At 66.5% G+C, this 20,577-nt stretch carries 31 protein-coding genes; 1 reads left to right on the top strand and 30 read right to left on the bottom strand.

What is annotated here, in order from left to right:
• Positions 1-43: 43 nt before the first annotated feature.
• The 30 genes from OY559_RS06645 to OY559_RS06790 form a co-directional block, all read right to left on the bottom strand.
• Positions 44-2,644, bottom strand: a complete 2,601-nt coding sequence (locus tag OY559_RS06645) for a phage protease (RefSeq protein WP_277729267.1) — start codon at positions 2,642-2,644, stop codon at positions 44-46.
• 103 nt (positions 2,645-2,747) lie between these two features.
• On the bottom strand, positions 2,748-3,131 hold the full coding sequence (locus OY559_RS06650) for a hypothetical protein (protein ID WP_277729268.1): 384 nt from the start codon (positions 3,129-3,131) through the stop codon (positions 2,748-2,750).
• A gap of 11 nt (positions 3,132-3,142) precedes the next feature.
• Positions 3,143-3,352: a hypothetical protein gene (locus OY559_RS06655; RefSeq protein WP_277729269.1), complete on the bottom strand. Its 210-nt coding sequence runs from the start codon at positions 3,350-3,352 to the stop codon at positions 3,143-3,145.
• Positions 3,353-3,356: 4 nt separating this feature from the next.
• Positions 3,357-4,400 (bottom strand): hypothetical protein, encoded by a 1,044-nt coding sequence (locus tag OY559_RS06660; protein ID WP_277729270.1) that lies wholly within the window; start codon positions 4,398-4,400, stop codon positions 3,357-3,359.
• Between the two features lies 1 nt (position 4,401).
• Positions 4,402-4,641 carry a hypothetical protein gene (locus OY559_RS06665; protein WP_277729271.1) on the bottom strand — a complete coding sequence of 80 codons (240 nt, stop codon included), beginning with the start codon at positions 4,639-4,641 and terminating at the stop codon, positions 4,402-4,404.
• A 6-nt stretch (positions 4,642-4,647) separates the two neighbouring features.
• Positions 4,648-6,054, bottom strand: a complete 1,407-nt coding sequence (locus tag OY559_RS06670; RefSeq protein WP_277729272.1) for a hypothetical protein — start codon at positions 6,052-6,054, stop codon at positions 4,648-4,650.
• A 9-nt stretch (positions 6,055-6,063) separates the two neighbouring features.
• A complete protein-coding gene (locus OY559_RS06675; RefSeq protein ID WP_277729273.1) occupies positions 6,064-7,638 on the bottom strand; it encodes a hypothetical protein in 1,575 nt (524 codons plus the stop codon).
• Positions 7,631-8,578, bottom strand: a complete 948-nt coding sequence (locus OY559_RS06680) for a hypothetical protein (protein WP_277729274.1) — start codon at positions 8,576-8,578, stop codon at positions 7,631-7,633. Before OY559_RS06680 ends, OY559_RS06675 begins: the two co-directional genes overlap by 8 nt.
• A 42-nt stretch (positions 8,579-8,620) precedes the next feature.
• Complete coding sequence (locus tag OY559_RS06685; RefSeq protein ID WP_277729275.1) at positions 8,621-8,959, bottom strand: hypothetical protein; 339 nt, start codon at positions 8,957-8,959, stop codon at positions 8,621-8,623.
• Positions 8,960-8,968: 9 nt separating this feature from the next.
• The gene (locus OY559_RS06690; protein WP_277729276.1) at positions 8,969-9,256 is read right to left on the bottom strand and encodes a hypothetical protein; all 288 of its coding nucleotides are present in this window, start codon (positions 9,254-9,256) and stop codon (positions 8,969-8,971) included.
• Positions 9,253-9,597, bottom strand: a complete 345-nt coding sequence (locus OY559_RS06695) for a DUF4031 domain-containing protein (RefSeq protein WP_277729277.1) — start codon at positions 9,595-9,597, stop codon at positions 9,253-9,255. The genes OY559_RS06690 and OY559_RS06695 overlap by 4 nt, the downstream gene beginning before the upstream one ends.
• A 10-nt stretch (positions 9,598-9,607) precedes the next feature.
• Positions 9,608-9,934, bottom strand: a complete 327-nt coding sequence (locus OY559_RS06700) for a hypothetical protein (RefSeq protein ID WP_277729278.1) — start codon at positions 9,932-9,934, stop codon at positions 9,608-9,610.
• On the bottom strand, positions 9,931-10,638 hold the full coding sequence (locus tag OY559_RS06705) for an HNH endonuclease family protein (RefSeq protein ID WP_277729279.1): 708 nt from the start codon (positions 10,636-10,638) through the stop codon (positions 9,931-9,933). The genes OY559_RS06700 and OY559_RS06705 overlap by 4 nt, the downstream gene beginning before the upstream one ends.
• Positions 10,635-10,898 carry a hypothetical protein gene (locus OY559_RS06710; RefSeq protein ID WP_277729280.1) on the bottom strand — a complete coding sequence of 88 codons (264 nt, stop codon included), beginning with the start codon at positions 10,896-10,898 and terminating at the stop codon, positions 10,635-10,637. Before OY559_RS06710 ends, OY559_RS06705 begins: the two co-directional genes overlap by 4 nt.
• Complete coding sequence (locus tag OY559_RS06715) at positions 10,891-13,695, bottom strand: toprim domain-containing protein (RefSeq protein WP_277729281.1); 2,805 nt, start codon at positions 13,693-13,695, stop codon at positions 10,891-10,893. Before OY559_RS06715 ends, OY559_RS06710 begins: the two co-directional genes overlap by 8 nt.
• Before the next feature lie 135 nt (positions 13,696-13,830).
• A complete protein-coding gene (locus OY559_RS06720; RefSeq protein WP_277729282.1) occupies positions 13,831-14,118 on the bottom strand; it encodes a hypothetical protein in 288 nt (95 codons plus the stop codon).
• Complete coding sequence (locus OY559_RS06725) at positions 14,115-14,753, bottom strand: ASCH domain-containing protein (protein ID WP_277729283.1); 639 nt, start codon at positions 14,751-14,753, stop codon at positions 14,115-14,117. Before OY559_RS06725 ends, OY559_RS06720 begins: the two co-directional genes overlap by 4 nt.
• 125 nt (positions 14,754-14,878) lie before the next feature.
• Positions 14,879-15,154: a hypothetical protein gene (locus tag OY559_RS06730; RefSeq protein ID WP_277729284.1), complete on the bottom strand. Its 276-nt coding sequence runs from the start codon at positions 15,152-15,154 to the stop codon at positions 14,879-14,881.
• A gap of 2 nt (positions 15,155-15,156) precedes the next feature.
• A complete protein-coding gene (locus tag OY559_RS06735; RefSeq protein WP_277729285.1) occupies positions 15,157-15,507 on the bottom strand; it encodes a hypothetical protein in 351 nt (116 codons plus the stop codon).
• Positions 15,491-15,847 carry a hypothetical protein gene (locus OY559_RS06740; RefSeq protein ID WP_277729286.1) on the bottom strand — a complete coding sequence of 119 codons (357 nt, stop codon included), beginning with the start codon at positions 15,845-15,847 and terminating at the stop codon, positions 15,491-15,493. Before OY559_RS06740 ends, OY559_RS06735 begins: the two co-directional genes overlap by 17 nt.
• The gene (locus OY559_RS06745; protein WP_277729287.1) at positions 15,847-16,512 is read right to left on the bottom strand and encodes a J domain-containing protein; all 666 of its coding nucleotides are present in this window, start codon (positions 16,510-16,512) and stop codon (positions 15,847-15,849) included. Before OY559_RS06745 ends, OY559_RS06740 begins: the two co-directional genes overlap by 1 nt.
• A 1-nt stretch (position 16,513) precedes the next feature.
• Positions 16,514-16,732, bottom strand: a complete 219-nt coding sequence (locus OY559_RS06750) for a hypothetical protein (protein ID WP_277729288.1) — start codon at positions 16,730-16,732, stop codon at positions 16,514-16,516.
• Positions 16,729-16,929, bottom strand: a complete 201-nt coding sequence (locus OY559_RS06755) for a hypothetical protein (protein ID WP_277729289.1) — start codon at positions 16,927-16,929, stop codon at positions 16,729-16,731. Before OY559_RS06755 ends, OY559_RS06750 begins: the two co-directional genes overlap by 4 nt.
• Positions 16,930-16,931: 2 nt before the next feature.
• Complete coding sequence (locus OY559_RS06760) at positions 16,932-17,189, bottom strand: hypothetical protein (protein ID WP_277729290.1); 258 nt, start codon at positions 17,187-17,189, stop codon at positions 16,932-16,934.
• Between the two features lie 22 nt (positions 17,190-17,211).
• On the bottom strand, positions 17,212-17,439 hold the full coding sequence (locus OY559_RS06765) for a hypothetical protein (protein WP_277729291.1): 228 nt from the start codon (positions 17,437-17,439) through the stop codon (positions 17,212-17,214).
• Positions 17,436-18,065, bottom strand: coding sequence for a tyrosine-type recombinase/integrase (locus OY559_RS06770; protein ID WP_277729292.1), 630 nt, complete (start codon positions 18,063-18,065; stop codon positions 17,436-17,438). The genes OY559_RS06765 and OY559_RS06770 overlap by 4 nt, the downstream gene beginning before the upstream one ends.
• A 5-nt stretch (positions 18,066-18,070) precedes the next feature.
• Entirely contained in the window at positions 18,071-18,424 is a 354-nt protein-coding gene (locus OY559_RS06775) for a hypothetical protein (RefSeq protein WP_277729293.1), read from the bottom strand.
• The gene (locus OY559_RS06780; RefSeq protein ID WP_277729294.1) at positions 18,421-18,615 is read right to left on the bottom strand and encodes a hypothetical protein; all 195 of its coding nucleotides are present in this window, start codon (positions 18,613-18,615) and stop codon (positions 18,421-18,423) included. The genes OY559_RS06775 and OY559_RS06780 overlap by 4 nt, the downstream gene beginning before the upstream one ends.
• Positions 18,612-19,076, bottom strand: coding sequence for a phage regulatory CII family protein (locus tag OY559_RS06785; RefSeq protein WP_277729295.1), 465 nt, complete (start codon positions 19,074-19,076; stop codon positions 18,612-18,614). Before OY559_RS06785 ends, OY559_RS06780 begins: the two co-directional genes overlap by 4 nt.
• 342 nt (positions 19,077-19,418) lie before the next feature.
• Complete coding sequence (locus tag OY559_RS06790; protein ID WP_277729296.1) at positions 19,419-19,616, bottom strand: hypothetical protein; 198 nt, start codon at positions 19,614-19,616, stop codon at positions 19,419-19,421.
• 207 nt (positions 19,617-19,823) lie between these two features.
• On the opposite strand from OY559_RS06790, the gene OY559_RS06795 reads away from it, so the two are divergent.
• Entirely contained in the window at positions 19,824-20,543 is a 720-nt protein-coding gene (locus OY559_RS06795; protein ID WP_277729297.1) for a hypothetical protein, read from the top strand.
• Positions 20,544-20,577: the final 34 nt, after the last annotated feature.

Raw genomic sequence — 20,577 nt, forward strand, 5'->3', positions numbered from 1 at the left:
GCGGGCCCATTGCGGGCCCGCCTTGCGCTGACTGCGGGGAGGGTTAGGCAGCGCGGCCGGTGGCGCTGTAAGCCACCACGCTGGTGAAGCGGGCGCGGTACTCCGTCGGCACGTGGATGCTGCTGAACTCTTCGCCGTAGGACAGCTTGCGGCCGGTCGGGCGACCGTTCGGGCCCACCGCTTCGAACGGCGCACCGAAGCCGAACGGCTTGGCGATGGTGTACGCCGTCGCGCCACGCTGGCCCATGATGATCCGCTCTTCGCCCAGGTCGATGCCCGGCGCGTTGGTGGACCAGCAGCCCACGCCCTTGATGTCGGCCAGGTCACCGCTGACCGTCACGGACGAATCGGCGCGCTTGCCGGCGGCGGTGTACTGCTCGGCGTTGGTCGCTTCGTCGTTGAGGGTGTAGGCCATCAGGGCGAAGTCGGGCTGCACGAAGCGATCCTGCGCCAGACGCGCCTTGCGATCGCCGAAGGCCTGGATCAGGCCGTTCAGGTGCTTGACCTTCTCCACGCCGTTCGGCACGTCCAGGTCGAACAGTACGATGTTCGTTTCCTGGTAGAAGTCGGCGGTGATGGTCAGGCCCGTCTGCGGCACGCCCGCCTGGTTGACGATCTGCACCAGGCCCAGGTTGTAGTTCACCACCCGGTAGTAGTTGCCGGCGGCCTGCGTGCCGCTGCCGTCGTAGCGCGGACGCGCGGTGCCGCCGACGCGGACCACCATCGGCTGCTGTTCGCTGCCGATCGCCGTGCCCTTCAGGTCGCGCGGCTGCCACGGACGGACGATCGGGAAGCGATCGGCCGGCACGCGGTAGGTGCCCGGGTTGCCCGCCGATTCGGTCAACGCCACAGCGTTGCGGACCACGGCGCCGTAGGCGGCGGACTCGCGCTGCATGTGGTTGGCGATGCGACGGCCGACGTTCTCGCGCATCACGCGCGAGTTGCTGACCAGGGCGCGCGCCCACGCGTCGTAGTTGATCAGGCTGTTGCGCAGGCTGAAATACGCCGCTTCGTTGGTCACGTCCAGGCTGATCTTCATCGGGACGATATAGGCGTAGTCGTTTTCGATCGACACGCCGCCCGGCGGGATCTCCTGGCCTTCGTACACCACGCCATCGTTGCGCAGGGCGCTGATGTCGCGCTTCTCGTAGGGGATGGAGTGGGTCGGGGCGGCGGTCAGGTCGACGTTGGTGGCGACCAGGTCCAGCACGCGGTTGTCGGACGTGGCTTCCAGCAGCACGGCGCGCTGGTAGCTGGCCGGCAGGCTCAGGTCGCCGGACTCGACCGGACCACCGGCCAGGCGCTTGCTTTCGTCGTGCAGGCGCTGGGCGTTGGCTTCATCGAAGGCGGCCAGCAGCTTCTTCTGGAAGGGCGTCTGCTTGTCTTCGTCCGGCAGGCGCAGCTGGTGGCCCAGCATGGTGCTGCGCAAGCCGTTGTGCACCGCCTGGGCCAGCGACTTGATGGTGTTGCTGTCGTCCACGCTGATGCGCGGCGAGCCTCCGGCGGAGTAGCCCATCTGCGCCAGCTTGCGGTTGGCCTCCATCTGCTCGCCGATGGCGATCTGCTTGGCGGCCAGTTCGCGCACCTGGTCTTCGGTCCACGCGCCAGTGATCACCGGCAGGACGCCCGACAGCTGCGTGCGGGTCTGCTCGCTCAGGGTGGTGGCGGCTGCCAGGGTGTCGGTGAACAGCTTCTGCCGGGCGCTGGTGTTGGTGGCGGCCTGCTGCGCGGCGGTGGCCTGGTCGGCCAGGGCCTTCTGCACGGCGGCGGCGATCGCTTCCGGCGTGGCCTGTTCGACCGGGTTGGTCACGGACAGCTGCACGACGGCATTGCTGCCGGCGGCGGCCAGGGCCTTGGCGATGCCTTCCCACTGCGTGAGGAACGCCGCATCGTCTGCGTCGTCGGCCAGGGCGCGCGCGCCCATGTTGAAGGATTCTTTGATGCCGGCCAGCTGGGCTTCCGACAGCACGATGCCGCGGGCCTTCAGGTGGGCGAGGAATTTTTCCCAACGGTTCATTGCGATTGTCTCCAGGGATTCGGTGAGTTGGCGCGCGAGCCCCGGATGAACAAACACAGGGCCGGAAGTGGATGCGGTGACGGACAGGGTCACGGGGTCCAGGCGCTTGATGACGGGACGGATCGTCAGACCCGCGCCCAGCAGTACGCACCCGTGCTCGTTGCCCTGTTCGTTATCGCGGAAAGCTTCGTGGAATTCGGCCGACAGGTAGCGGAACCCGCGCTTGCGCACGGCATCGGTGCCGAAGTCGGTCCATTCGACCTGTGCGCGCAAACGGCCGTTGTCGACCTTCAGCGCCAGGATCTTGGCCGCGGCGCCGTCGCCGGGCTTGTGGTCTACGTCCAGGAAGATGTCCTGGCCCAGCACGCGCGAGTCGAAGTTGCGCACCATCTGCGCCAGCATCGTGGGCGTGATTTCGAAACGGCCATACCGCGGGTCCGTGAAGCTACCGGTGCGCGTGATCGTCACCCAGGAGCGCTCGACGCCTTCCGCCAGTTCGACCGTGTTGGACATGCAGCGGCGCGTACCGGTCGGGTCGTCTTCGCCCAGGAAGAAGATGCGGCTGCCGACCATGCGCGCGAACTTGGCCGATGCGGGTGCGATGCCGGATGCGTTGATTCGCTGCATAAAAAAAGCCGGGCCCGTTTTTAACGGATGCCCGGCTTAGTGCCTTGTGGGATGCGACGAAACTAAAGCCTCATCCCCCGCGTGTTTACGGGAACGCGTCCCGCTATTTCTTCGCCTTGGCCAGCAGCTGCGCGATGGCGGGCTGGCGCTTCAGCAGTGTTTCGTCGCCCGTGCAGATGCCCAGGATGGCTTCATTCACGAAGCGATCGCCGTCGCCTTGGGAGATGGCCAGTTCGCCCGGCCAGTACACGAACGGGCGGAAGCCGGTGTAGCCACCGAAGGAATTGCGCGAGTTGACCTCGCCGCAGACCACCCGCACCCCGGACAGCCCGGGGTTGACGCTCAGGTTCCGGAACTCGGCACTCTTCGGATCCTTCAGGCTGGCGCGGATGTCCCGCTGTGCCTGGTCCTGGAACCGCTCTTCTTCCGATACCGCACAGCCGGCCAGGGCCAGCGCAACGCACAACAGCACGGACTTCGTGCCCATGACTTCCTCCATCACGTGGCGCCCCCCGCCACTTGGATCGGGACGATAACCCACGTCTTGCAGATCTTGCAGCAGGCCTCGGCCGGCCCCTTGTCGGGGAAGCGGGTCACCCTGGCCAGCAGCATGCGATCGCCGGCGGCCCAGATCAGCTTTTTGCAGGTCGGGCAGTGGATGTCGGCCGGGTGGACGGAACGCGCGGGGCGCAAGCTCAGCGTGGACATGCAATCACTCTCCAATGCGGGCGCGCACCTGCGCCCAGGTGGCAAACAGTTCGGATTCCTGCAGGCGGCCGTCGCGGAATAGCGCGCCCTTGTTCTTTCCCAGGATGGCGTCCTGTTGCTGCGCCGGCTGGCCACGTAGCCAGTCCGCCGACGTCTGCAGGCCTGCGCGGTCTTCCTCCGTGATTTCGTCGTTGAACACGACGGTCAGGAAGCTCAGCGTTTCAGGGTGGGCAGGGTAGGGATGCTTGCCCTGCGGGTACACGCCCGGGCCCAGGCCGTGCAGGTTGGCCCGCGCGTGCAGGTCGCAGACGTCGAAGCGCGGATGCAACGGCGACAGGTTGAACTTCACCGCGGCCACGTCCTCCTGTTCGAACACGCTGGACACGAAGGATTCGGTGAACGCCCGATTGATTTCCGTGCGCATCACGCGCAGCGCGTTGCGCAGCGGGTTGCCTTCCCCGGCCATCAGCGCTTCGCGGGTGTGCCGGCTGATCACTTGGCCGGCCGCGTTTCGGATCGTCACCTTGATGTCCGCCGGTACCGCCTTGCCTTCGGCGATCAGGCGCTGCGCCGCCTGGCGGGCGGTGTCGCCGCGGATGATGGCGTTCTGGATCGTGCGGGTGATGGTGTCCTTCGTAGCCTTGTTGACCCTCCAGATCCGATCGGACAGCTGCAGGCCGTCGTTGCCGGTGTAGTCGAACAGCCACCGCAGCGTCCGTTCGACGTGGTTGGGCGCCAGCGGATCCGCCCGCAGCGGGCGCGTCAGGTCCAGCACGCCGGCCAGGGCCTGGTCCAGTTCCCGACCCCAGCGGCGGGCATGCTCAGCCAGCAGCTGGTCCAGGACCGGTTCGAAGGCGGCCAGGGCTTCAGGGGGCACGCTGCCGTCCTCCAGGGCTCGATCGGCCAGCCAGTCGGCCAGCTGGTCCGCCAGGCGCCCGTAGACGCCCTGGACGGCCGCTGTGGCGCTCTCGCGGCGCCTGATGGCCTCGACCCGCGCCGCGGCCATGGCGCGCCGGATGCGCTCCCTGCGCTCGGCGGTGGTGGCCACGCTACCTGGCCTTGGGTGCGATGGCGACGTGATTGCAGACCGTGCCCCAGCGCGAATAGATCCAGACGTTCCAGGACAGCGGGTTGCGGTGCGGCAGGTCCGGGTTCGTCGGCACAGCCTTCACCACGACAGGCTTCCACCAGGGAAGGCGACGCGGGCCGTGCGCGGTGCCAAAGGCCGGCGATGTGAAATCGGCGATGGCCAGGCGCAGCCTGCCCAGCTTGAAGCATCGTGTCTTCATGTGGCCTCAGTGGTTGGTGATGGCGGTGGCGCTCTCGCCCTTGGGCGCGTTGTTCGGTGTGATCGACACGCGCGGGCCGGAGCCGCTGCGCGGCACGATGGGCTGGCCCGTGGCGGGGTCGATTTCGTCCATGTCCTCGGGATACGGATCCAGTTCCGCACGCTCGCGCTTCAGCGCCTCGCGCTCCGTCGCAGCATTCAGGCCAGCCGTTTCGAAGACGGTTTCCTGGCTGGCACCCAGGGCCTGGACCTTCAGCGCGTGGTCGGCGCGCTGGTTCGGCGTGTCGGTCAGCCGCTCTTCGAAGCCCACGTTGAAGTCGTAGCCGTCAGGGTTGATGCCCTTCAGCAGCAGCTGCAGGCGGAAGCCCTCCAGGTAAACGCTGGCGGCCACGGTCTGGATCGCGGCCAGTTCTTCGTACCAGTCTTTTTTCAGGTCTTCGAGGACATCGCGGCTCAGGTCGCCGATGTAGCCGAACAGGCCCTGGGGCATGGGTGTGCCGGCGGCGAACGTATCCAGCAGGTGCACAACGTCGGCGATCTGATCCAGCTGGGCATCGCCCTGCACCGGATTCACCGCGCCCTTCTTGTTGCTGTAGTAGTCGCGCACCGAACCGCTGGCCTGGTCGGCTTCCACGCCCGCGCGGTACGCGCTGACCTCTTCGGGCGTGGCGCCCTCCAGGATGTGCGACATGCGCATGGGCGCGCGCATGTGCCGGCGAATCACCAGGTCTTCTTCGGTCAGGTCCAGCTTGCGCCACACAGTGCGCGTGGCGTCCAGGTACGGGCGCCCCATCGAACCCCAATCGTCGAAGTTGCTGGGATCCAGCCTGCCCAGGGTCATCTGCCACAGCGCGAACTGCGCGAGGGATCGGCCCTGTTCGACATCGATCTGATCGTAGGCGTGCGCCGTGTCGTTGAAGATGCCGTTGTCGCCGACGTTCGGGATGATCGTTTCGGACGGCATGCGGATCGCCGCGGCGACTCGCTCAGTGGGATCCAGCACCCACTGCATGGCCAGATTGCCTTCCATCAGGATGGCGCGCAGGTCGCTCTGCAGCTTCTGCGGGTTGTTGATCTTCGTGCGGGTGACGAACTCGCGCCACTCGCGTTCCAGTCGGGGCTGGCCGGTGGCGATCAGCCGCACGCCGCCCTTCGCCGCCGTCCGGGCGCTGCGGCTGTGGATCTTCTTCACCCGCCCGTCCATTTCGTCCATCCGCCGGATGTCGCGCACGGTCTGCAGGTGCTTGGGATCCACCCACCACCGGGCCCGCAGGCGCTGGACGTCGTCCCAGCTGCGGCGCGAGCCGGTCTCGCTGCTGCCGCGGGTGGTCTCGCCGGGGGCGCGGGGGGTGCCGGTGCGATCGGTACGCGGCAGGAAGGACAGGCGATCGCGCAGGGATTGGAAGAAACGCATCACGGGCTCCTATAGCGCGCCCGCGGGCAGCAGCTGCGCGCGGTCTCGCTGACTGGTCAGGATTACGGTGGGCTGGTGCGCAGTGCTACGGGCGGCGAGCGACCACACCGCGGCGCACGCGGCATCGAAGTAGTCATCGCCCTTCTTCGGGTCGGCCATGACATAGCTGGGATAGGCCGCCTTGCTGGCCTTGCTCTTCACGTTGCCAAGCTGGCGAATGAAGGTGCGCAGTTCCGCCAGCTGCGGATCCCGCATGTCCTGGTCATCGAAGTACGGGACGATGGCGTGGCCGTTGTGGAACACGCCGCGCAGGGCCATGGCCATCTGATGCTTCACCATGCCTTCGAAGCGGATCGGGCTGAACGCCCATTCCGGCCAGGTGCTGGCCGTGCTTTCCCCGTCGCCGATCGCGCGGCGATCGATGTCGGTCAGGCGTTCGCGGAACAGGTCATCGTTCAGCGGCGCGATCATGCCCACGCCGTAGGCGTCGCCCAGGGCCGTGTCGGGGCGGAAGTACTTCCACAGTTCCAGCAGGTCGGCGCGCACCACGCTTTCGTCGGTACCGGCGGGCCAGGCACGCACGAAGGGGAAGAAGATCCAGTTCCCGATCATCTCGGCCACCACCAGGCAGTGGCGCGACGCTGATGGGTTCTCGCCGTGGCCACCGGCGTCGTATCCGAACCCGATCAGGCCGCGGCGCTTGTAGCGCGTGCCAGGCAGCGGGCCGGCCAGTTCGAAGCCGGCGCGCAGGCCGATCTGAATGGCCTCGCGCAGCTTGCGTTCGTGGATGTGATTCTTGCTGCTGACGTTGATGCACAGCAGCTGCCGGATGTACTCATCGGCATCCAATTCTTCCCGCATCTGCGCCATGAACGCGGCGTTCAAAATGCCCAGCTCAATGCCCAGGTTCACGTCGATGGTGGTCAGGGCCTGGTACTGGCCGCCGGCGATCATCTCGCTGAGCGTGTCTGCGCCCTTGAATACGCCAGTCACGCGGATCTCTGGCCGGTTCTCCGATGCTTCGGACGCGCCCAGGCGGCGCGTCGAACCCATCATCAGCAGGAAGCGGCTGTAGAGCCGGTCCCGCGGCATGTCGTCCACTTCCTCCAAGCTCGCCGCGGTCATGTCGCCGCCGTCGACGTTGGCCATGATGCCGTAGGCCTTCGCGCGGCTCCGGTTGGCGAACTGGTAGTAGGTGTCCGCCAGCAATGGGCGATTGCCGCGCTGGCCGATGAAGGCGGTCAGGATCGGGCTGCGGCGAATCGCTTCCAGGTGATAGTTCAGGTTAACGATCGCCTGGGCTTCGCGCGGGCCCACGATGCCCAATTCCTGGTCCGCTGTCGTCGCGTTACGCTTCAGCTGGTAAAGCTCTTTGATCGCGGTCTTGCCGGTACGGCGGCAGCTGAAGTCGATCGTGTTCGGGTACCGGTCCATCTCGATGCACTTCAGCACCTGCACCGGGTCCAGCGTCACGTTGTGGATGTGCTTATGCCACAGCGCATGGTCGTGCGCGTATCGCATGATCTCCACTTCCGCCACGCTGCGCAGGCCATCGCGCTGGGCCCGGGAAAGCCGCTCAGGCATCGTCGGCTTCTCCGCGCTGGTGTTCGATCAGCACCGGGTCGCGCTTCGTCGCCTCGCGGCTGCGCTCGATCATCGCGCCCAGCGCTTCCAGTGCCTTCGTCTGGCGTTCCTGGAACAGTAGCTGCGACCCCTCCGCGGCTTCGGCTTGCGCCAGGTGGCCACGCAGCACGTCGGCATCGTCCTGAGCCTTCGGTGTCATGCCCTGGCTGTTCAAGTCCAGGCCCAGCGACACCACCAGTTCCTTGATGATCTTGATCGCCGGGTGGATCTCGATCTTGAACAACTGCACCAGCTGGCCGGATTCCGGGTCGTTGTATTTCGCCAGGTGGAACACGCCTTCGCGGTCGTAATACCACTCGGGCGTCCGCAGCTCGGCGCCGCGGCCGATCACCGACAGGATCAGGTCATTGATGATCGCGGTCAGGTTGGCGTGCAGATCGGCGCGCAGTTCGCCCAGCAGCTTGGGGTCGCCGGTCTCAAAGGCGATGTGGTGACGCAGGAACAGTTCGGTCTTCTTTGTGCAGGCCTGGCCGGTGGTGCATCCATTCCATAGCAGTTCGCAGGATTCGCACTGGGGGTAACCGCCCGGGCGTGCAGGCCAATAGGTCGCGGTGCGTGCGTTCAGTCCATGCTTCAGCGCGTTGAAGCGTGTGCGTTGTGCCTCTTCGGGCGTCGGATGGCCATGCAGGTTCGCGGCACTGGCGGCCTTGCCGGCGGGCGTGGTCGGGCCGGTGGCGCTGGCCCACATTTTCAGCAGATGGCGCGCCTGCTTGGCCTGCGTGGCTTCTCCCCCGCACTCGCGGCATCGGGCGTAGTAGCGCCACGGATGCCAAGCATCCTCGGGCGCGTCTTCGATGCGGTCCGGCTTCTTGTCGAACCGGTGATCGCAGGCAAGGCAGTGAAAATTGACTTCGTCTAGCTGGTCGCGGACTTTTCCCATCCTGCGATTGGAAACCCCGCAGCGCGGCGGGGCTACGGGCTGCTACTCGATGCGCACGTGGCGCCGCGATCGCGGTCGCGGGTGGCGCGTCTCCGGTCCCGTACCGCTGACGGGATTCACGAAGGGCGGCCGCGATTGCCCGATGCGTTCGCGGATCTCCGCTTCCCACAGGCATGCCCACCTGGCCATGTAGCGCCGGCAGGCAGCCTCATCCGCCAGGAATTCGTAGCGCGGCGGCCGCCGCGGCGAAATGCACAGGCGCCAGGGAGCGCCGGGGTCACTGTTGGCGGGGCAGGCATTCGCCAGCAGTTCACTGCCCAGGTAAAGCCCGGGCCCGTCCAGGTAGTCGCGGAATTCGAAGCCGGCGGGCAGGGCGTCCACCCGGCGATGCTACAGCAGGGGGCTGAACCGGTCGGGCGGCCGCCGCGGTCTGCGCTTCCAGTGGCACGTCCAGTCCACCGGCCCGGGTCGGGTATCGCTGATGAAGGTGACCAGCACCGTGTAGCGGGCGTTGCAGCCCTCCGGCAGCGGCTTGCGGTTCCGGACCAGACGCACGTCGTCCACTCGGTAGTAGCCCCGCACGGTCTCGCCCACCACGCGACGCACCAGCTGGCCCGCAGCGGGCGCGTCGTCTCCAACCCAATTCACGGTCCAGCGCGGGCCGGCGTGTCGCTTCACGGCGCGCCTGCGCGCTCTGCGGCGCGCTGCTGCAGGTAGCCGCGCGCCCAGGCTTCGGCGTCGACCGGAAGGCCCAGCTGGCCCGTCACCCGGCGACGCAGCGCCATGGCGCTGGTTTGTTTCCAGGTGATGGCCACGGCACCCGCCTGCAGGGCCAGGGCGCGCTTGCTCTGCGCTATGTCGTAGTGGCTGCTGCTGGCCTTCGGCGGCGCCTGGTGCCAGCGCCTGGCCACCCCGATGCGGGCGGCCATGGCATGCAGTTCGTCGTCGGTGTCGGCCACCATGTGGCACATGACCATCCGGCCGAACTTCGCCCGCATGTCGTCCACGTAGACAGTCACGGCTGCGAACTCAGCGCAGGCTGCCGCGGGGCGAAGCGCCCATCGGCTCGCGGATATGCGGCCGCGGCTTCGGGCCCTCCAGCTGCTGGCGCCGCTCGCCATCCTGGTGATCCAGCGTGTCGCCCTTGCTGGCCAGCGGGACGAAGCCGGTGGGGTTCATCACGCGGGTACCGACCGCGCGCAGCATGTCCACTTCCACCTTGGCGCTGTTGATGATGGTCTGGCCTAGCTCGCTGATCGCCTTGGCTTTCTCCACCGTCATGCTGGCGTCGCCGCTGCGCAGGGCGCGGATGGTTTCGGCCAGGTCCTGGCGCAGGGAATTGACGTCGTAGCTCATTGGGATTGTTCCTTCAGGGTTCGGTTGATGGCACGGGTCAAAACCGCACGCGTCTGGATGGCGCGCGCGATGTCTTTCGGGTAGTTGTGCAGCGTGTTGCGGCGCATGTTCTCGGCCAGCGTCACCACTTCCAGCCGGTCAGCGGTGATCTGCGCCACGTCCAGCGTCTTCATGCCGGGTTTGAAGATGCAGATATGCCCTTCAGGGATAGGGCCGTGGGCGGCTTCCCAAACCAGCACGTGCACCGGCCGCCAACGCATCACGGGGAACACGCTGGGGTCATCGGTGATCTTGCGCACCACCACCTTGCGCTTCGGGTCGTACTTCTCCGTGCCGATCGGCACGTAGTTGCGCGCCAGATGCGCGGGGCGGCCCTTCTTGAACTGCGTTTCGGCCATGCGGCCCACTGCCCAGCCAGGCCGACGCTTTCCCTTGTTTGCAGGGACGTTGCCCGGCTTGATCCGGTTGGCGACGGTGTTGGGGTGTTCCGTGCCGTTCCACAGGTGCGCCAGCGGATGCTTCGTGTAGTCCGGCGATTTCTGCAGGCGCAGCGCGTGTGCCCGGTTGTAGACCTGGAACTTCGTCCGGCCGAGTACATAGGCGACCAGGAAGGCAGGGAAGTGGGGGAAGTTGATGCGCAGCGTTTCGTCTTCGTCGGCGGTCCAGCGCCTGCGCGGCGCCAGGATCCCTTTCGATGCGGTCATGTCGATGGCCTCCGGCGTTTCCTGGACGTCTTCTTGCGTTCGCGCCGGTCGTGCTGGATGGCGCGGGTCAGTTCGGGGCTGTAGCTGGTCAGGTGCCAGCGGCCGCAGTGGTCGCACTGGTAGATGCTGTTGGGCGTCGCGGCGGCGCCGCGTGCCGTCTTCTGCATCTTCCCGACAGCCTTCGCGGCGGCCTGGTGGCGCTTGAAAATGCGCTTCCCGGTTACCGCGCAGATCGGGTGCTGGCCGCCGCCGTCAGCCATCGTTTGCCGCCGGCAGGACCACGCCCTGGTTGCCCAGCGACTGGTCGGTTTCCTCGCTGATCGACACGTAAACGCCAAGCTCCTGAAGGCGGACCATGTCCAGTGCGTACAGGTGGCCCGTGCGGCGCCCGTGAATGATCTTGTCCAGGCCCGACTTCACCACCAGGTCCGCTTTCTCCAGCTGGCTGGCGAAGACGCGGGCCGTCTTCACCGTCAGGCTGTTCCAGATATCGCGCAGGCGCATCGATGTCTGGATGTGGGACATGACGTCCTTCGGGCGCACCAGCAGCGCGGCCTTGCCGTCGACCGCGTCCACCTTCCACGGGAACTTGAATTCGCGGTTCTCTATTTCGCTGGCCAGCACTTCCAGGATCTGCACGAAGGGGTCGCGCTCGGCTTCGGTTTCCTTGATGTGCGCGTTCATTTCGGCGCGCAGGTCCTGCGGGAAGTTGCCGGTGCCGCGTGAGATACCGGCGAACTCGCACAGCAGGGCCCAGGCTGTCAGCACCGCGGCGTAGTTCGTCAGCATGCGCTTGGCGCCGGTGTCGCTGGGCGCTGCCCGGAACGCCTGCATCAGCCAGGTGCGCGAGGCCTCCTGCACTTCCTCCACGCGCTCGCGGCGCAGGGTGGCAAGGAAGTCCAGCCACTGGCGCATGGGGAAGCGCGGCAGCGAATCGGACGGCAGCTTGCCCATGTGGGCGGCGTGCAGGCTGCAGCGCACCACCTTGCCGGTCAGGGCACGCACCGGGACGTCTTCGCCGGCCAGCAGCACCGGGGCGCACAGCAGGTATTCGGTCATGTCCGAACCGCGGCGCGTCACCGAATGCTGATAGCTCTCCTGCAGGATGGCCACCGCCTTGTCGATGATGTCCTGCTTACGTGCGGACAGTTCTTCCCAGCCCACCACGTGGCTGGTGCCGCTGATGCTGGTGATCAGGCGGAATTCGGTCTGCAACGACTGGCCCGAAAACATGGTGAAGGACAGGGTGCGTTCCAGGCGTTTGATCTGCGTCGACTTGCCGCTGCCCTTGTCGGCCTGCATCACCATGTGCGGCCAGAAGCCGGTGAAGGCCTTCAGGTGGCCACCCAGCGCCCACACCAGCGCCTGCGTCATGGCGTTTTTGCCGTAGGTCTCCTGGTAGGCGGTGATGATCTTGGCGGCATCCTCGCGGCGGCCGCTGTTGAAGGTCAGCAGGTGATAGGGGCACTGCTTGTCCGGTTCGGTGAAGTAGCAATCCGGGCCTTCGTTCACGATCGGCTTGCCGTCGCGCCAGGCCAGACCCACGAAGTTGACCGCATCGCGGGCGCCGCAGTCGGCGGTGCGCTCCAGGATGTTCAGCAGGCGGCTGAACTTCTGCTGGTGGTAGATCGGGCCCAGCTTCTTCCACTGGTCGACGTTGTGCAGGCGTTCGTCCTCCAGCACGCGGCGCTGCAGTCGCTGGCCGTGGCGCGCGGTCTGCACGCTGACAGCGAACACGGTCGCCGGCATGGCGTCGACCTCGCCGGTCATCGTGCTGGTGGCGCTGGCGATGGTGACGCGGGACAGCGAGGCGACGCGGAAGCCTGCCACGTCGCTGAACTTCATCTTGTCCTGGCCGCCGTCCGGATCCTCTTCCACCTTGTCCACGTAGGTGGTGAAGTCCGGTTTGCAGCGGTAGCGCCAATAGATGGAAAAGTCGTGCGGCGGCAGGAAAACACGGGACTTGCCGCCGGGGCCATCCTTGCCAGGCAGGCCGGCGATGGCCCAGGGCTCGATGACCTGCAGACGTTCCTTCAGCGTCTCGATGCCGAACTTGCTGGCGATGTCGGCCACGTCGTTGCATTCGTCGCCGTACCACGTGGATGTGTCGACCATCTGCACCGCGACGTTCAGCGCCACCAGCGCTTCGTATGCGGCCCACGCGGCCATGTCGCCGGGGCGCTCGCCCTTGTCGTTGGGCTTGTCGGCATCGAAGGCGAGGATCACCCGCTTGCCGATCAGCAGGCGCCAGTCGATGTTCGGGACGTTGCCGGTACCTCGCACGGCCAGCGCTGCGGTGAATGGCATCTTGCAGGCCTCCACGCACAGCGCATTGATCGCGCTTTCCACCACGTACACCGTGCGCGCCGACGACAGGTTGCCGCGGCTCATCACCCACGGATAGCCGGCCTTCTCGCCATGGGTCTGCGTCTTCACGTCACCGTTCAGGCCTGGATCGATGAACCGCTTATCCACGGCCATCGGCAGGTTCGTGGCCAGGTCCCGGCAGATGAAGGCGACGGCCGGGCCGCCATGGCCGACCGTGTTGGGTTCCTGCCTGGTGCTTGTCCAGGTGCTGAAGCCCAACGCCTTCAGCCTGATGGCCTGGCGCACCGTCTCTTGGGGCACACCGCGGCCGGTCAGGTACTCCACGGCCGGATCCGGTGCCTTCAGCACTTCGTCCGACATCCATTCCATCTGACTGCGCTCGCGCGGCGCCTGCTGCTCGCGTTCGGGTTCGAACGGCAGGCCGTAGTCGTCGCCCAGCAGCTTCACAGCCTCCACCGGCGTCGAAGCGGCGCCGATGTACTGCAGGAAGGCGATGGCATCGCCCGACGCGCCGTTGTCGCTGGCGGATGCGCTGAAATCCTTGAACAGCCACTTGCCCTGTTTCTGATAGATGGACAGGGACGGGTTCTTGTCTGCGTGGTGCGGTGCGCACCAGTTGCCCTTCGAACCGCCTGGGCGTTTCAGTCCGTGGCGCGTGGCCACGTCTTCCAGGTTGATGACCTGATTCAAGCGGTCGATGTGCCGCTTCAGTTGATCTTTGAATTCCATGCTGTTCCCCGAAGTGAAGCCGTCCACCGGCGGCTGTGCCGGTGGAGAAAACCGCCCCCTGGCGGCGTCGGGTTACGCGCTACAACAGCTTTTCGGGCAGCGTGCGGGGCGTGAACCTCTTGCGGCGGCGGCGCGTCAGTCGCATACCCAGCGCCCTGCGTTGATGCCGTGTTCGCGCAGGAAGGCCACAGCGCGGCCCAGCGAATCGGCGGGGAGGTAGACGTGGTTGCCGTCCAGCAGCAGGCTGCGATCGCTGAACTTGATCTTGTCGGGCGGGCAAGCGAACGCCGTCAGGTCGACAGGCTTCGTGCTTTCGTTGGGCGCGTGGGCGGTACCGACCACCACGACGGTGCCGGCGAAGAAGATGCGCGCCACGATGTCCGGCGCATTGGTGCGCACGGTGATGATGCTGTCGGTGGTCATCCGGAAACCTTCTTGAAAGTGATCGCCCATACCCACGGGTTTGCATCCCAGGAAGCGGGGCCATTGATCGATTGCCACAGCTGGCGGAACGTGCGGCGCGCGCCTGTTTCGTCGTGGCGCCAGTCGGCGGCGGTGCCGTCGACGGTGGGGCGCACGCCCTCGGCCATGCAGTCGGCGTCGCTGATGTCTAGCAGCCGCTGCACGCGCACCTCTGTAATTTCCAGCGTGAAGCGCGAAAGCGCTTTCGGCATGTGTAGCGGCGATTCGTACTTATCGATGTAGGTCTCGTCCCGATCGGCGCGATACTGAACATCGTGCTTTTCGTAGCTGCTCAGCGGGTGGCGCCGGCCGCCGCGAATGCGGAAGGTCTCTTTCACCCAAAGCTGGCCGCCGGGCCCGCCATAGGGACACCAGGGCCACCAGCCAGTGTCGCCGGCGTACAGCGTTGGGTTGTGCTGGCGGCCCGTGTCCGCGCCGCTGGTGACTGCATTGCCATAGTTGACCAGGTGGCCGACAGGGCCCGCGCGCCGGCGGTGACGCTCCAACTGCATAAGGCGCTGCTGTCCGTCTTCCTCCACGAACTTGATGCGGCGGCGCGTCTGGGTTTTCAGTCCGCTCTGGATCCTGCGCACCATTTCGGTATTGAACAGGATCGGAAGTTCCGTCTGGCAAGTGCTGCAGAGATCTTCTGCAACCCACCAGCAGCCACCCCAGCAGGCGCGACTATCTGTGCAGCCGCAGACGCGACAGCGGCGGGCGCTCACGCGTGTACCTGGGCGGCCGGCGCCGGCGTTGGGTCCACCAGTTCGACCGTAGCGGCCAGCAGCAGCATGGCGGTGTAGCCTTCGCCCGCTTCGTCGGCGTGCTTGGCGATTTCGGTGCCGGTCGCCAGCAGGGACAGGCCGGTTTTCTCGGACACACGGCGGATGACGCCGCCCATGTCGGCCATCTTCGCGGCGTAGTTCTCGCGCAGGTGCGCGCGCACCGTGTTGCGCGTCTGCGCCAGGCGTTCGGTGATTTCCAGGGCTTGTTCCATGGTCAGGCGTCCCCGTCGTGGTGGCGGATGTTTTGCACCGTGGTCGCGTGCGGTTCGCCGGGTTTGAACATCCGGCAGGCGGGCGAGCTCGCCAGCACGTCGGTCGCGCGACTGTCGGACCAGGCGCGGGTCATCAGGGCGCACTTGTAGAACCGGCGATCGCGGCCCTTGCTGCGCACCGTGCGCACGCGGCAGTGGTCGCAGGTGCTGCAGGTTTCGCCGGCCGGGCCGCTGCCTGGCGGGGCGGCGTGGCCAGCGGGTGCCGGGAACGCGCTGTGCGCGCTCTGGCGGCGCGCCGGCTCTGCGGCGCCGAACAGGGTGGACTGCATGGGGCGGCTACTCTCCGTGCGCATTTCCGGCCTCCTGGGGCTCGGGACGGGGGATGTGGATCAGGGCGTAGGACTCGCCCAGGCGGATGGCGTGGACCTGGTCCTGGTCGCCGCCCAGGTAGACCCGGACGCCCGTGGCCCCCCGCGCGTGGTAACCCTCGGCGTTGAGGACTGCCGCGGTGACAGGAGGGGCCGCGCCCATGGCGATGTGGTCGGCGCAGCTGCGCAGATAGCTGGCCAGGCGGGCGTAACCTTGCGCGTCGAAGAAGCTGGCCAAGGCGATCAGCCCGCGCGGATCCGCCGGCAGGTGCGGCGCCAGGTGGGCCGGCATGGGCACGTCGACGGTGACGATGGGCCCGGCCATCAGCGGAACCCCGCCCGGGCCTGTTCGAAGGCCTGATTGACCTGGTGGAAGCGCTCGGCGTCGCCGGTCAACCGGTCAGGGTGGAAGGTGCTGCGAAGGCGACGGTGCGCGTCCTGGATCGTGGCCAGGTCGGCGTCCGCGGGGACGCCCAGCACGTCGGTCCAGTGAGCCGTAGCGTGCGCGCTAGGCGCGGGCAGGGCCACGAAGCCGGCGAAGGCCTGGCGAATGTCGCCGACGCCCCAGCGCTCTATGGCGCGCAGCGCGCCGATGTGCGCCGCGATCGCGGCCAGGTTGTCCGGCATGCGGTCCCAGCGGTCGCACGGCATGCAGTGCGGCACACCGTCCAGTTCGAAGTAGACGGCCACGCCGGGATCCGTGGGCAAGCCGCGGCCGCTGTAGGGCAGGCCGTCGCGGCGAAGCTGCATGTCGCTGCTGATCACCACCAGCTTCGGGTCGATGCGCCAGGGCTTGCCGGCGCGGGTGAACGCGCTGATCTCGGCCATCAGGCGCGCGGTGGCGTTGCTGATGGTCACCTGGCGCAGCGATGACCAGTTCGTGCCCGGCTCGCGCTTGCCAAACTTCGCGCGCTTGCGTTCCGCCGGCGGCGTGCGCATGACATGCGCCGGCCACGTCAGGGGGTAGGCATCGGAAGGAATGGTGGCCATGTCAGCCGTCCCCCCGCACGATGCGTTCGGCCTGCACCAGGTGCTTGGCATCCGAACCGATGCGCACCAGGGCTTCCAGGATCGTGTAGCCCATGTTCTGCAGCCAGTCGGCGCGATTCAGGACCACGGCGGCGATCAGGCTTTCGCCGGTGCTGAGCGGGCCGGTGCCATCGTTCTGGCGTGCGAACCTTGCACAGGTCACGACATCGTCCAGGGTCATGCGCGCACCGCCTTGCCCAGGACGTTAAGGGCATGCTGATAGTTGTCGTAGCCGGATACCTTCGCCGCTTCATGCAGTGCGGCGGTGTGGGTGATTTCCCGGGCCTTTTTGATCTTCTTGGCCAGCTTCTTGATGCCCTCCAGCGTCTTCGGTGGCGTGCTGGGGAAGGAAGGCGGGGGTGATGCGTGCGTGCTCATAGTTACCTCGTGGATGCGTTCTTGCGGGCGGCCAGGACCAGTTCCGGCGGGAAGCACGGCACAGCGCCGGCAGCCAGCAGGGCCTTCACCTGGGGGTCTTCGAAAAAGGCAACGCGGTCGGGGTGGTGCGCTTTGATTTCGCGCCACACCGCGTTTTTGTCGGCCTGGCTGAGCGCGGATGCCGGCACCTGGCGGTCGACGGTTTCCAGGAAACGGCGATCGCCGTCGTCCAGTTCGCGCGCCGGCTGCGGGCGCGCCATCGGGGCGGTCAGGCAGCGATTGCTAGAAGGGACGGCCACGGCGTTCGGCCCTCCGCAGCACGTACAGCACCACCAGCGGCCAGAAGATCACCGCGGCGTATTCCTGCCACTGCGCCCAGCGCTTCATCACAGCGTGGTAGCGGCCGTTGGCGTCCATCACCATCAGGACGAAGGACCCGATGCTGGCGTAGAGCATCACCACGATGATGGCGATGGCGACAAGGGCGACGGTGTTCAGCTGTTGCATCATCGGCAGGCTTCCTCGGCGGCGCGTTCGATGTCTTCGCGCGTGGGCAGGGTGTAGACGGTGGTACTGGCGCGGCTCGCATGGCCCAGCAGGACCTGGACGACGGCTAGCGGGTCGCGGGCTTCGGTGGTGGCGATGACCCGCTGGGCGTAGGTGTGGCGCAGCCAGTGCGGGCTGACTTCCACCTGCAGGCCGGCGGACTGGCGCCACGCCTGCAGGCGGTGCTGGAAGGACCGTTCAGACATGGCCCTGCCCAGCCGGCTGCAGATCAGGGGTGCGTCATCGTCATCCGGGCAGCGCATCGCACGACGTACAGCCAGCAGATCGCGCAGGGCCTGTTCGGCGCCGGAATTCAGCGGCGTGTCGTAGCCGCGGCCACCCTTGGCGTGATCGTCGCCGGCATGGATGCGGCGCGTGCGCAGCGCGGTGCGGGCGTCGCCGACTGTCAGACCGCGCAGGCTGCCCAGGCGCAGGCCGCAGTGGCGGATCAGGCGGATCCAAGCGTGGTCACGCTTGGCATACATGCCGGCATGCCGGCCGATGTGCGCCAGCAGGCGCTTTTCCTCGGAACGCGTCAGGTAGCGTTCGAAGACCGCACGCGGCGCGGCGGCGGTCAGGAAGGTGTTCACGATAGTTACCCCCGGATGGACGATGCGGCCGACGGCGCCGCAGTGATGAATTGGCTGGCGCGTTCGAACAGCCCACAACGCAACCCGAAGGCGATCAGCGCGATCAAGACGCACAGCGCCATCACGCGGTTCTCCTGCTGCAGTTGTTCCCGGCTGATGGGTAGCGGCTTGTATTCCTCCACCGCGCGTTCGCCGGCGGTGCGGTGGATCTCTTCCGGGTCCAGGACGCGGGATCCATCCCCGAAGTACTGGCCCACGTGCAGGTCGCCGTTGTCGTCACGGAAGCCGTGCACCGGCGTATCCGGATGGGAAGACAGATAAACGGTCAGCGTGCTGATGGGCTGGATGCGGTCGCTCACGGCGCACCCGCCTTTGCCTGGGCGGCTTTGTTGGCCAGGCGTTGCAGCAGTTCTTCGCGGAACAGCAGCGCCAACTTCGTGCCGGCGCCCTTCACGCGGAAGTCGACGTTCAGGGGAGCCGTTTCAGTGGCGTGGGTGAAGCCTTTTTTCAGCAGATTGGCCGGGGCGGCATGGCGGACTGTGCGGCTCATTGGGCGAGCGCCTCCAGCCGCGACATCAATTCCAATCCGGCACGCACTTCTTTGTCGAAGCACGCGCGCACCTGGGCGATCTCTTCAGGGGTCACCCGGCCATCGCGCAACGCCTCGCGGATCGCTGCCGCTTTCTCGCCCGTCATTTCGTGCGCCGCGGCGTAGGCGTCCAGAATTTCGACGTCACCGGCGTCCGCATGAAGGGGAAGGCGGTAGCTGCAGTGACCGGTCAACTGATTGACCGCGTGCAGGATCCGGAAATCGTCGGTGGTCAGCATGATGGCCACGGCTTCGGCCAAGCCCAACTTGTGGTCGGGCATGGTCGGATTGGCCTTGTTGCTGAGCGTGCCGGCTGGCATGCCAATGCGTGGCGCCAGGGCGACGGCACCGCGCTTTCGTGCGCGGGCGTCGCTGAACTCGTGCACGGTCGCGTAGACAGCAACGTCCAGCGGACCGAACAACTCATCTTCGGTTGTCATGTGAACCCTCAGCCACTTTTCACTGTTGAAAAGCGAGGGGCTCGGGGAGCATGACCCGCGGCATGGTTACAATCACCGCGAGGGACAATGGTCGACAAGCCGAGCCCTCACCGGTCCGGGCGGGACGGCAATCCCGCCCGGACCAACTCCCACCATTCGCGCGGCAACGCTCGCGGCGGGCACTTGAAACGTGCAGTCCGAAGTTTTCCGAACAGGGGCAGGGGGTGCCCGATCGGATAGGCCGCTGCACCGGCCTACTGGCTGACGCCTGGGGGGCAGGCGTCAGCCGTCACGCGTCCCTGGGGAGGGGCGACGCGCGAATGTCTATGCGGCTTGGCCTTGTGCGGCTTCGTAGCCGCGTTCCATCAGCATCACCGCTTGCTTCGAAAAGCTGCGGCCTTCCTGTTGGGCCATTCGTTCGACTTTCCGAAGAAAGCGGGTAGGGACCAGGATCGACGCCTTGGCCGTCGATTCTTTGACGCTCTTGGGTTTGCGCTGTGGCACACTGCGACCGTTTGTCATGTCTGAAAAGTTCCGAATTGTTCGGATATTTGCGTAACAGGGACGGAAGCTACTCGCATATCCGAACTGTGTCAACCATTTTTATTCGGATATTTGCGTATGAACCCACCATCCGCAGCGGACGCCTTTCCCACACGGCTGAAACTGTTGCTAGGCCCGCGCCGGATGACCCCCTGGGCGACGGCCTTAAAGATCCCGTCCGGGACCATGACCCGCATGTTTCGGGAGGGGATCCCTCCGACCTACGAAACGCTCTCAAAGATGATGCGCACCGAAAACGTCAGCTTGTCCTGGCTGCTGGGCGCGAACTGTCCCGCGTACCTCTACACGGCCACCACCAGCGACGCGGCGACGGCCGAAGAAGTCGAGATCCGCGTTACCGATGAACCTGGCTGGCGCATCCATGTGCTTTCGGATGGTGATGCGTGCGCGGTGGTACTGACGCAGCCCGCGTGCTTTATCGACAAGGCGGCGCGCATCGATTACTTCGCCGTAGAAGTGATCTGTGGTCCGGTGGGCGAGCGAACGGCGGCGGTTCTGGCCATCGGCTCCCCGGAAAACGTTGGCCAGCTGGTGAAGCTGACGCGGGACCAGATGCAAACGATCTACCGGGAGGGGGTGGGATCCTTTCAGCTGATTGGTGGCCATGGTGTTCCTGGGCTGCTCGATCTGAAGGGGTTGGCGGATGACCTGAGCGCTGAGCGGCTCGCGGCCTTTCGAATAGAAGCCGGCGCATGCGCCGAATTTGACCCCGCGCCGGAAGACGGCGTGCCGGCCGCACTCAGTCGCCTGGTGCACGCCTGGGCTCGCTTCACCGACTCGGAGCGTCAGGCGGTCGGGGTGCTTGTGGAACCTCTCATTGAGCGGGCTCGGGCGCGTGTCGACCCGCTTGCCGTCTCTACTGGATACGCTGCACACGGGCCCTAGCAGCACGCCGTAGTTCCGTTGACCATGCGGCTTG

Origin of the sequence: Pseudoxanthomonas sp. SE1, assembly GCF_029542205.1 — a bacterium.
GTDB lineage: Bacteria > Pseudomonadota > Gammaproteobacteria > Xanthomonadales > Xanthomonadaceae > Pseudoxanthomonas_A.

Excerpts from the sequence above, each read along its gene's own strand:
- OY559_RS06715 (WP_277729281.1), bottom strand. The coding sequence starts at position 13,695 with ATGGAATTCAAAGATCAACTGAAGCGGCACATCGACCGCTTGAATCAG.
- OY559_RS06745 (WP_277729287.1), bottom strand. The coding sequence starts at position 16,512 with ATGGCCACCATTCCTTCCGATGCCTACCCCCTGACGTGGCCGGCGCAT.
- OY559_RS06790 (WP_277729296.1), bottom strand. The coding sequence starts at position 19,616 with ATGACAAACGGTCGCAGTGTGCCACAGCGCAAACCCAAGAGCGTCAAA.
- OY559_RS06740 (WP_277729286.1), bottom strand. The coding sequence starts at position 15,847 with ATGGCCGGGCCCATCGTCACCGTCGACGTGCCCATGCCGGCCCACCTG.
- OY559_RS06780 (WP_277729294.1), bottom strand. The coding sequence starts at position 18,615 with ATGAGCCGCACAGTCCGCCATGCCGCCCCGGCCAATCTGCTGAAAAAA.
- OY559_RS06760 (WP_277729290.1), bottom strand. The coding sequence starts at position 17,189 with ATGGCGCGCCCGCAGCCGGCGCGCGAACTGGACGACGGCGATCGCCGT.
- OY559_RS06700 (WP_277729278.1), bottom strand. The coding sequence starts at position 9,934 with ATGAGCTACGACGTCAATTCCCTGCGCCAGGACCTGGCCGAAACCATC.
- OY559_RS06675 (WP_277729273.1), bottom strand. The coding sequence starts at position 7,638 with ATGCCTGAGCGGCTTTCCCGGGCCCAGCGCGATGGCCTGCGCAGCGTG.
- OY559_RS06710 (WP_277729280.1), bottom strand. The coding sequence starts at position 10,898 with ATGGCTGACGGCGGCGGCCAGCACCCGATCTGCGCGGTAACCGGGAAG.
- OY559_RS06680 (WP_277729274.1), bottom strand. The coding sequence starts at position 8,578 with ATGGGAAAAGTCCGCGACCAGCTAGACGAAGTCAATTTTCACTGCCTT.
- OY559_RS06670 (WP_277729272.1), bottom strand. The coding sequence starts at position 6,054 with ATGCGTTTCTTCCAATCCCTGCGCGATCGCCTGTCCTTCCTGCCGCGT.
- OY559_RS06665 (WP_277729271.1), bottom strand. The coding sequence starts at position 4,641 with ATGAAGACACGATGCTTCAAGCTGGGCAGGCTGCGCCTGGCCATCGCC.
- OY559_RS06725 (WP_277729283.1), bottom strand. The coding sequence starts at position 14,753 with ATGGTGCGCAGGATCCAGAGCGGACTGAAAACCCAGACGCGCCGCCGC.
- OY559_RS06730 (WP_277729284.1), bottom strand. The coding sequence starts at position 15,154 with ATGGAACAAGCCCTGGAAATCACCGAACGCCTGGCGCAGACGCGCAAC.
- OY559_RS06795 (WP_277729297.1), top strand. The coding sequence starts at position 19,824 with ATGACCCGCATGTTTCGGGAGGGGATCCCTCCGACCTACGAAACGCTC.
- OY559_RS06755 (WP_277729289.1), bottom strand. The coding sequence starts at position 16,929 with ATGAGCACGCACGCATCACCCCCGCCTTCCTTCCCCAGCACGCCACCG.
- OY559_RS06720 (WP_277729282.1), bottom strand. The coding sequence starts at position 14,118 with ATGACCACCGACAGCATCATCACCGTGCGCACCAATGCGCCGGACATC.
- OY559_RS06765 (WP_277729291.1), bottom strand. The coding sequence starts at position 17,439 with ATGATGCAACAGCTGAACACCGTCGCCCTTGTCGCCATCGCCATCATC.
- OY559_RS06650 (WP_277729268.1), bottom strand. The coding sequence starts at position 3,131 with ATGGGCACGAAGTCCGTGCTGTTGTGCGTTGCGCTGGCCCTGGCCGGC.
- OY559_RS06705 (WP_277729279.1), bottom strand. The coding sequence starts at position 10,638 with ATGACCGCATCGAAAGGGATCCTGGCGCCGCGCAGGCGCTGGACCGCC.
- OY559_RS06735 (WP_277729285.1), bottom strand. The coding sequence starts at position 15,507 with ATGCGCACGGAGAGTAGCCGCCCCATGCAGTCCACCCTGTTCGGCGCC.
- OY559_RS06655 (WP_277729269.1), bottom strand. The coding sequence starts at position 3,352 with ATGTCCACGCTGAGCTTGCGCCCCGCGCGTTCCGTCCACCCGGCCGAC.
- OY559_RS06750 (WP_277729288.1), bottom strand. The coding sequence starts at position 16,732 with ATGACCCTGGACGATGTCGTGACCTGTGCAAGGTTCGCACGCCAGAAC.
- OY559_RS06645 (WP_277729267.1), bottom strand. The coding sequence starts at position 2,644 with ATGCAGCGAATCAACGCATCCGGCATCGCACCCGCATCGGCCAAGTTC.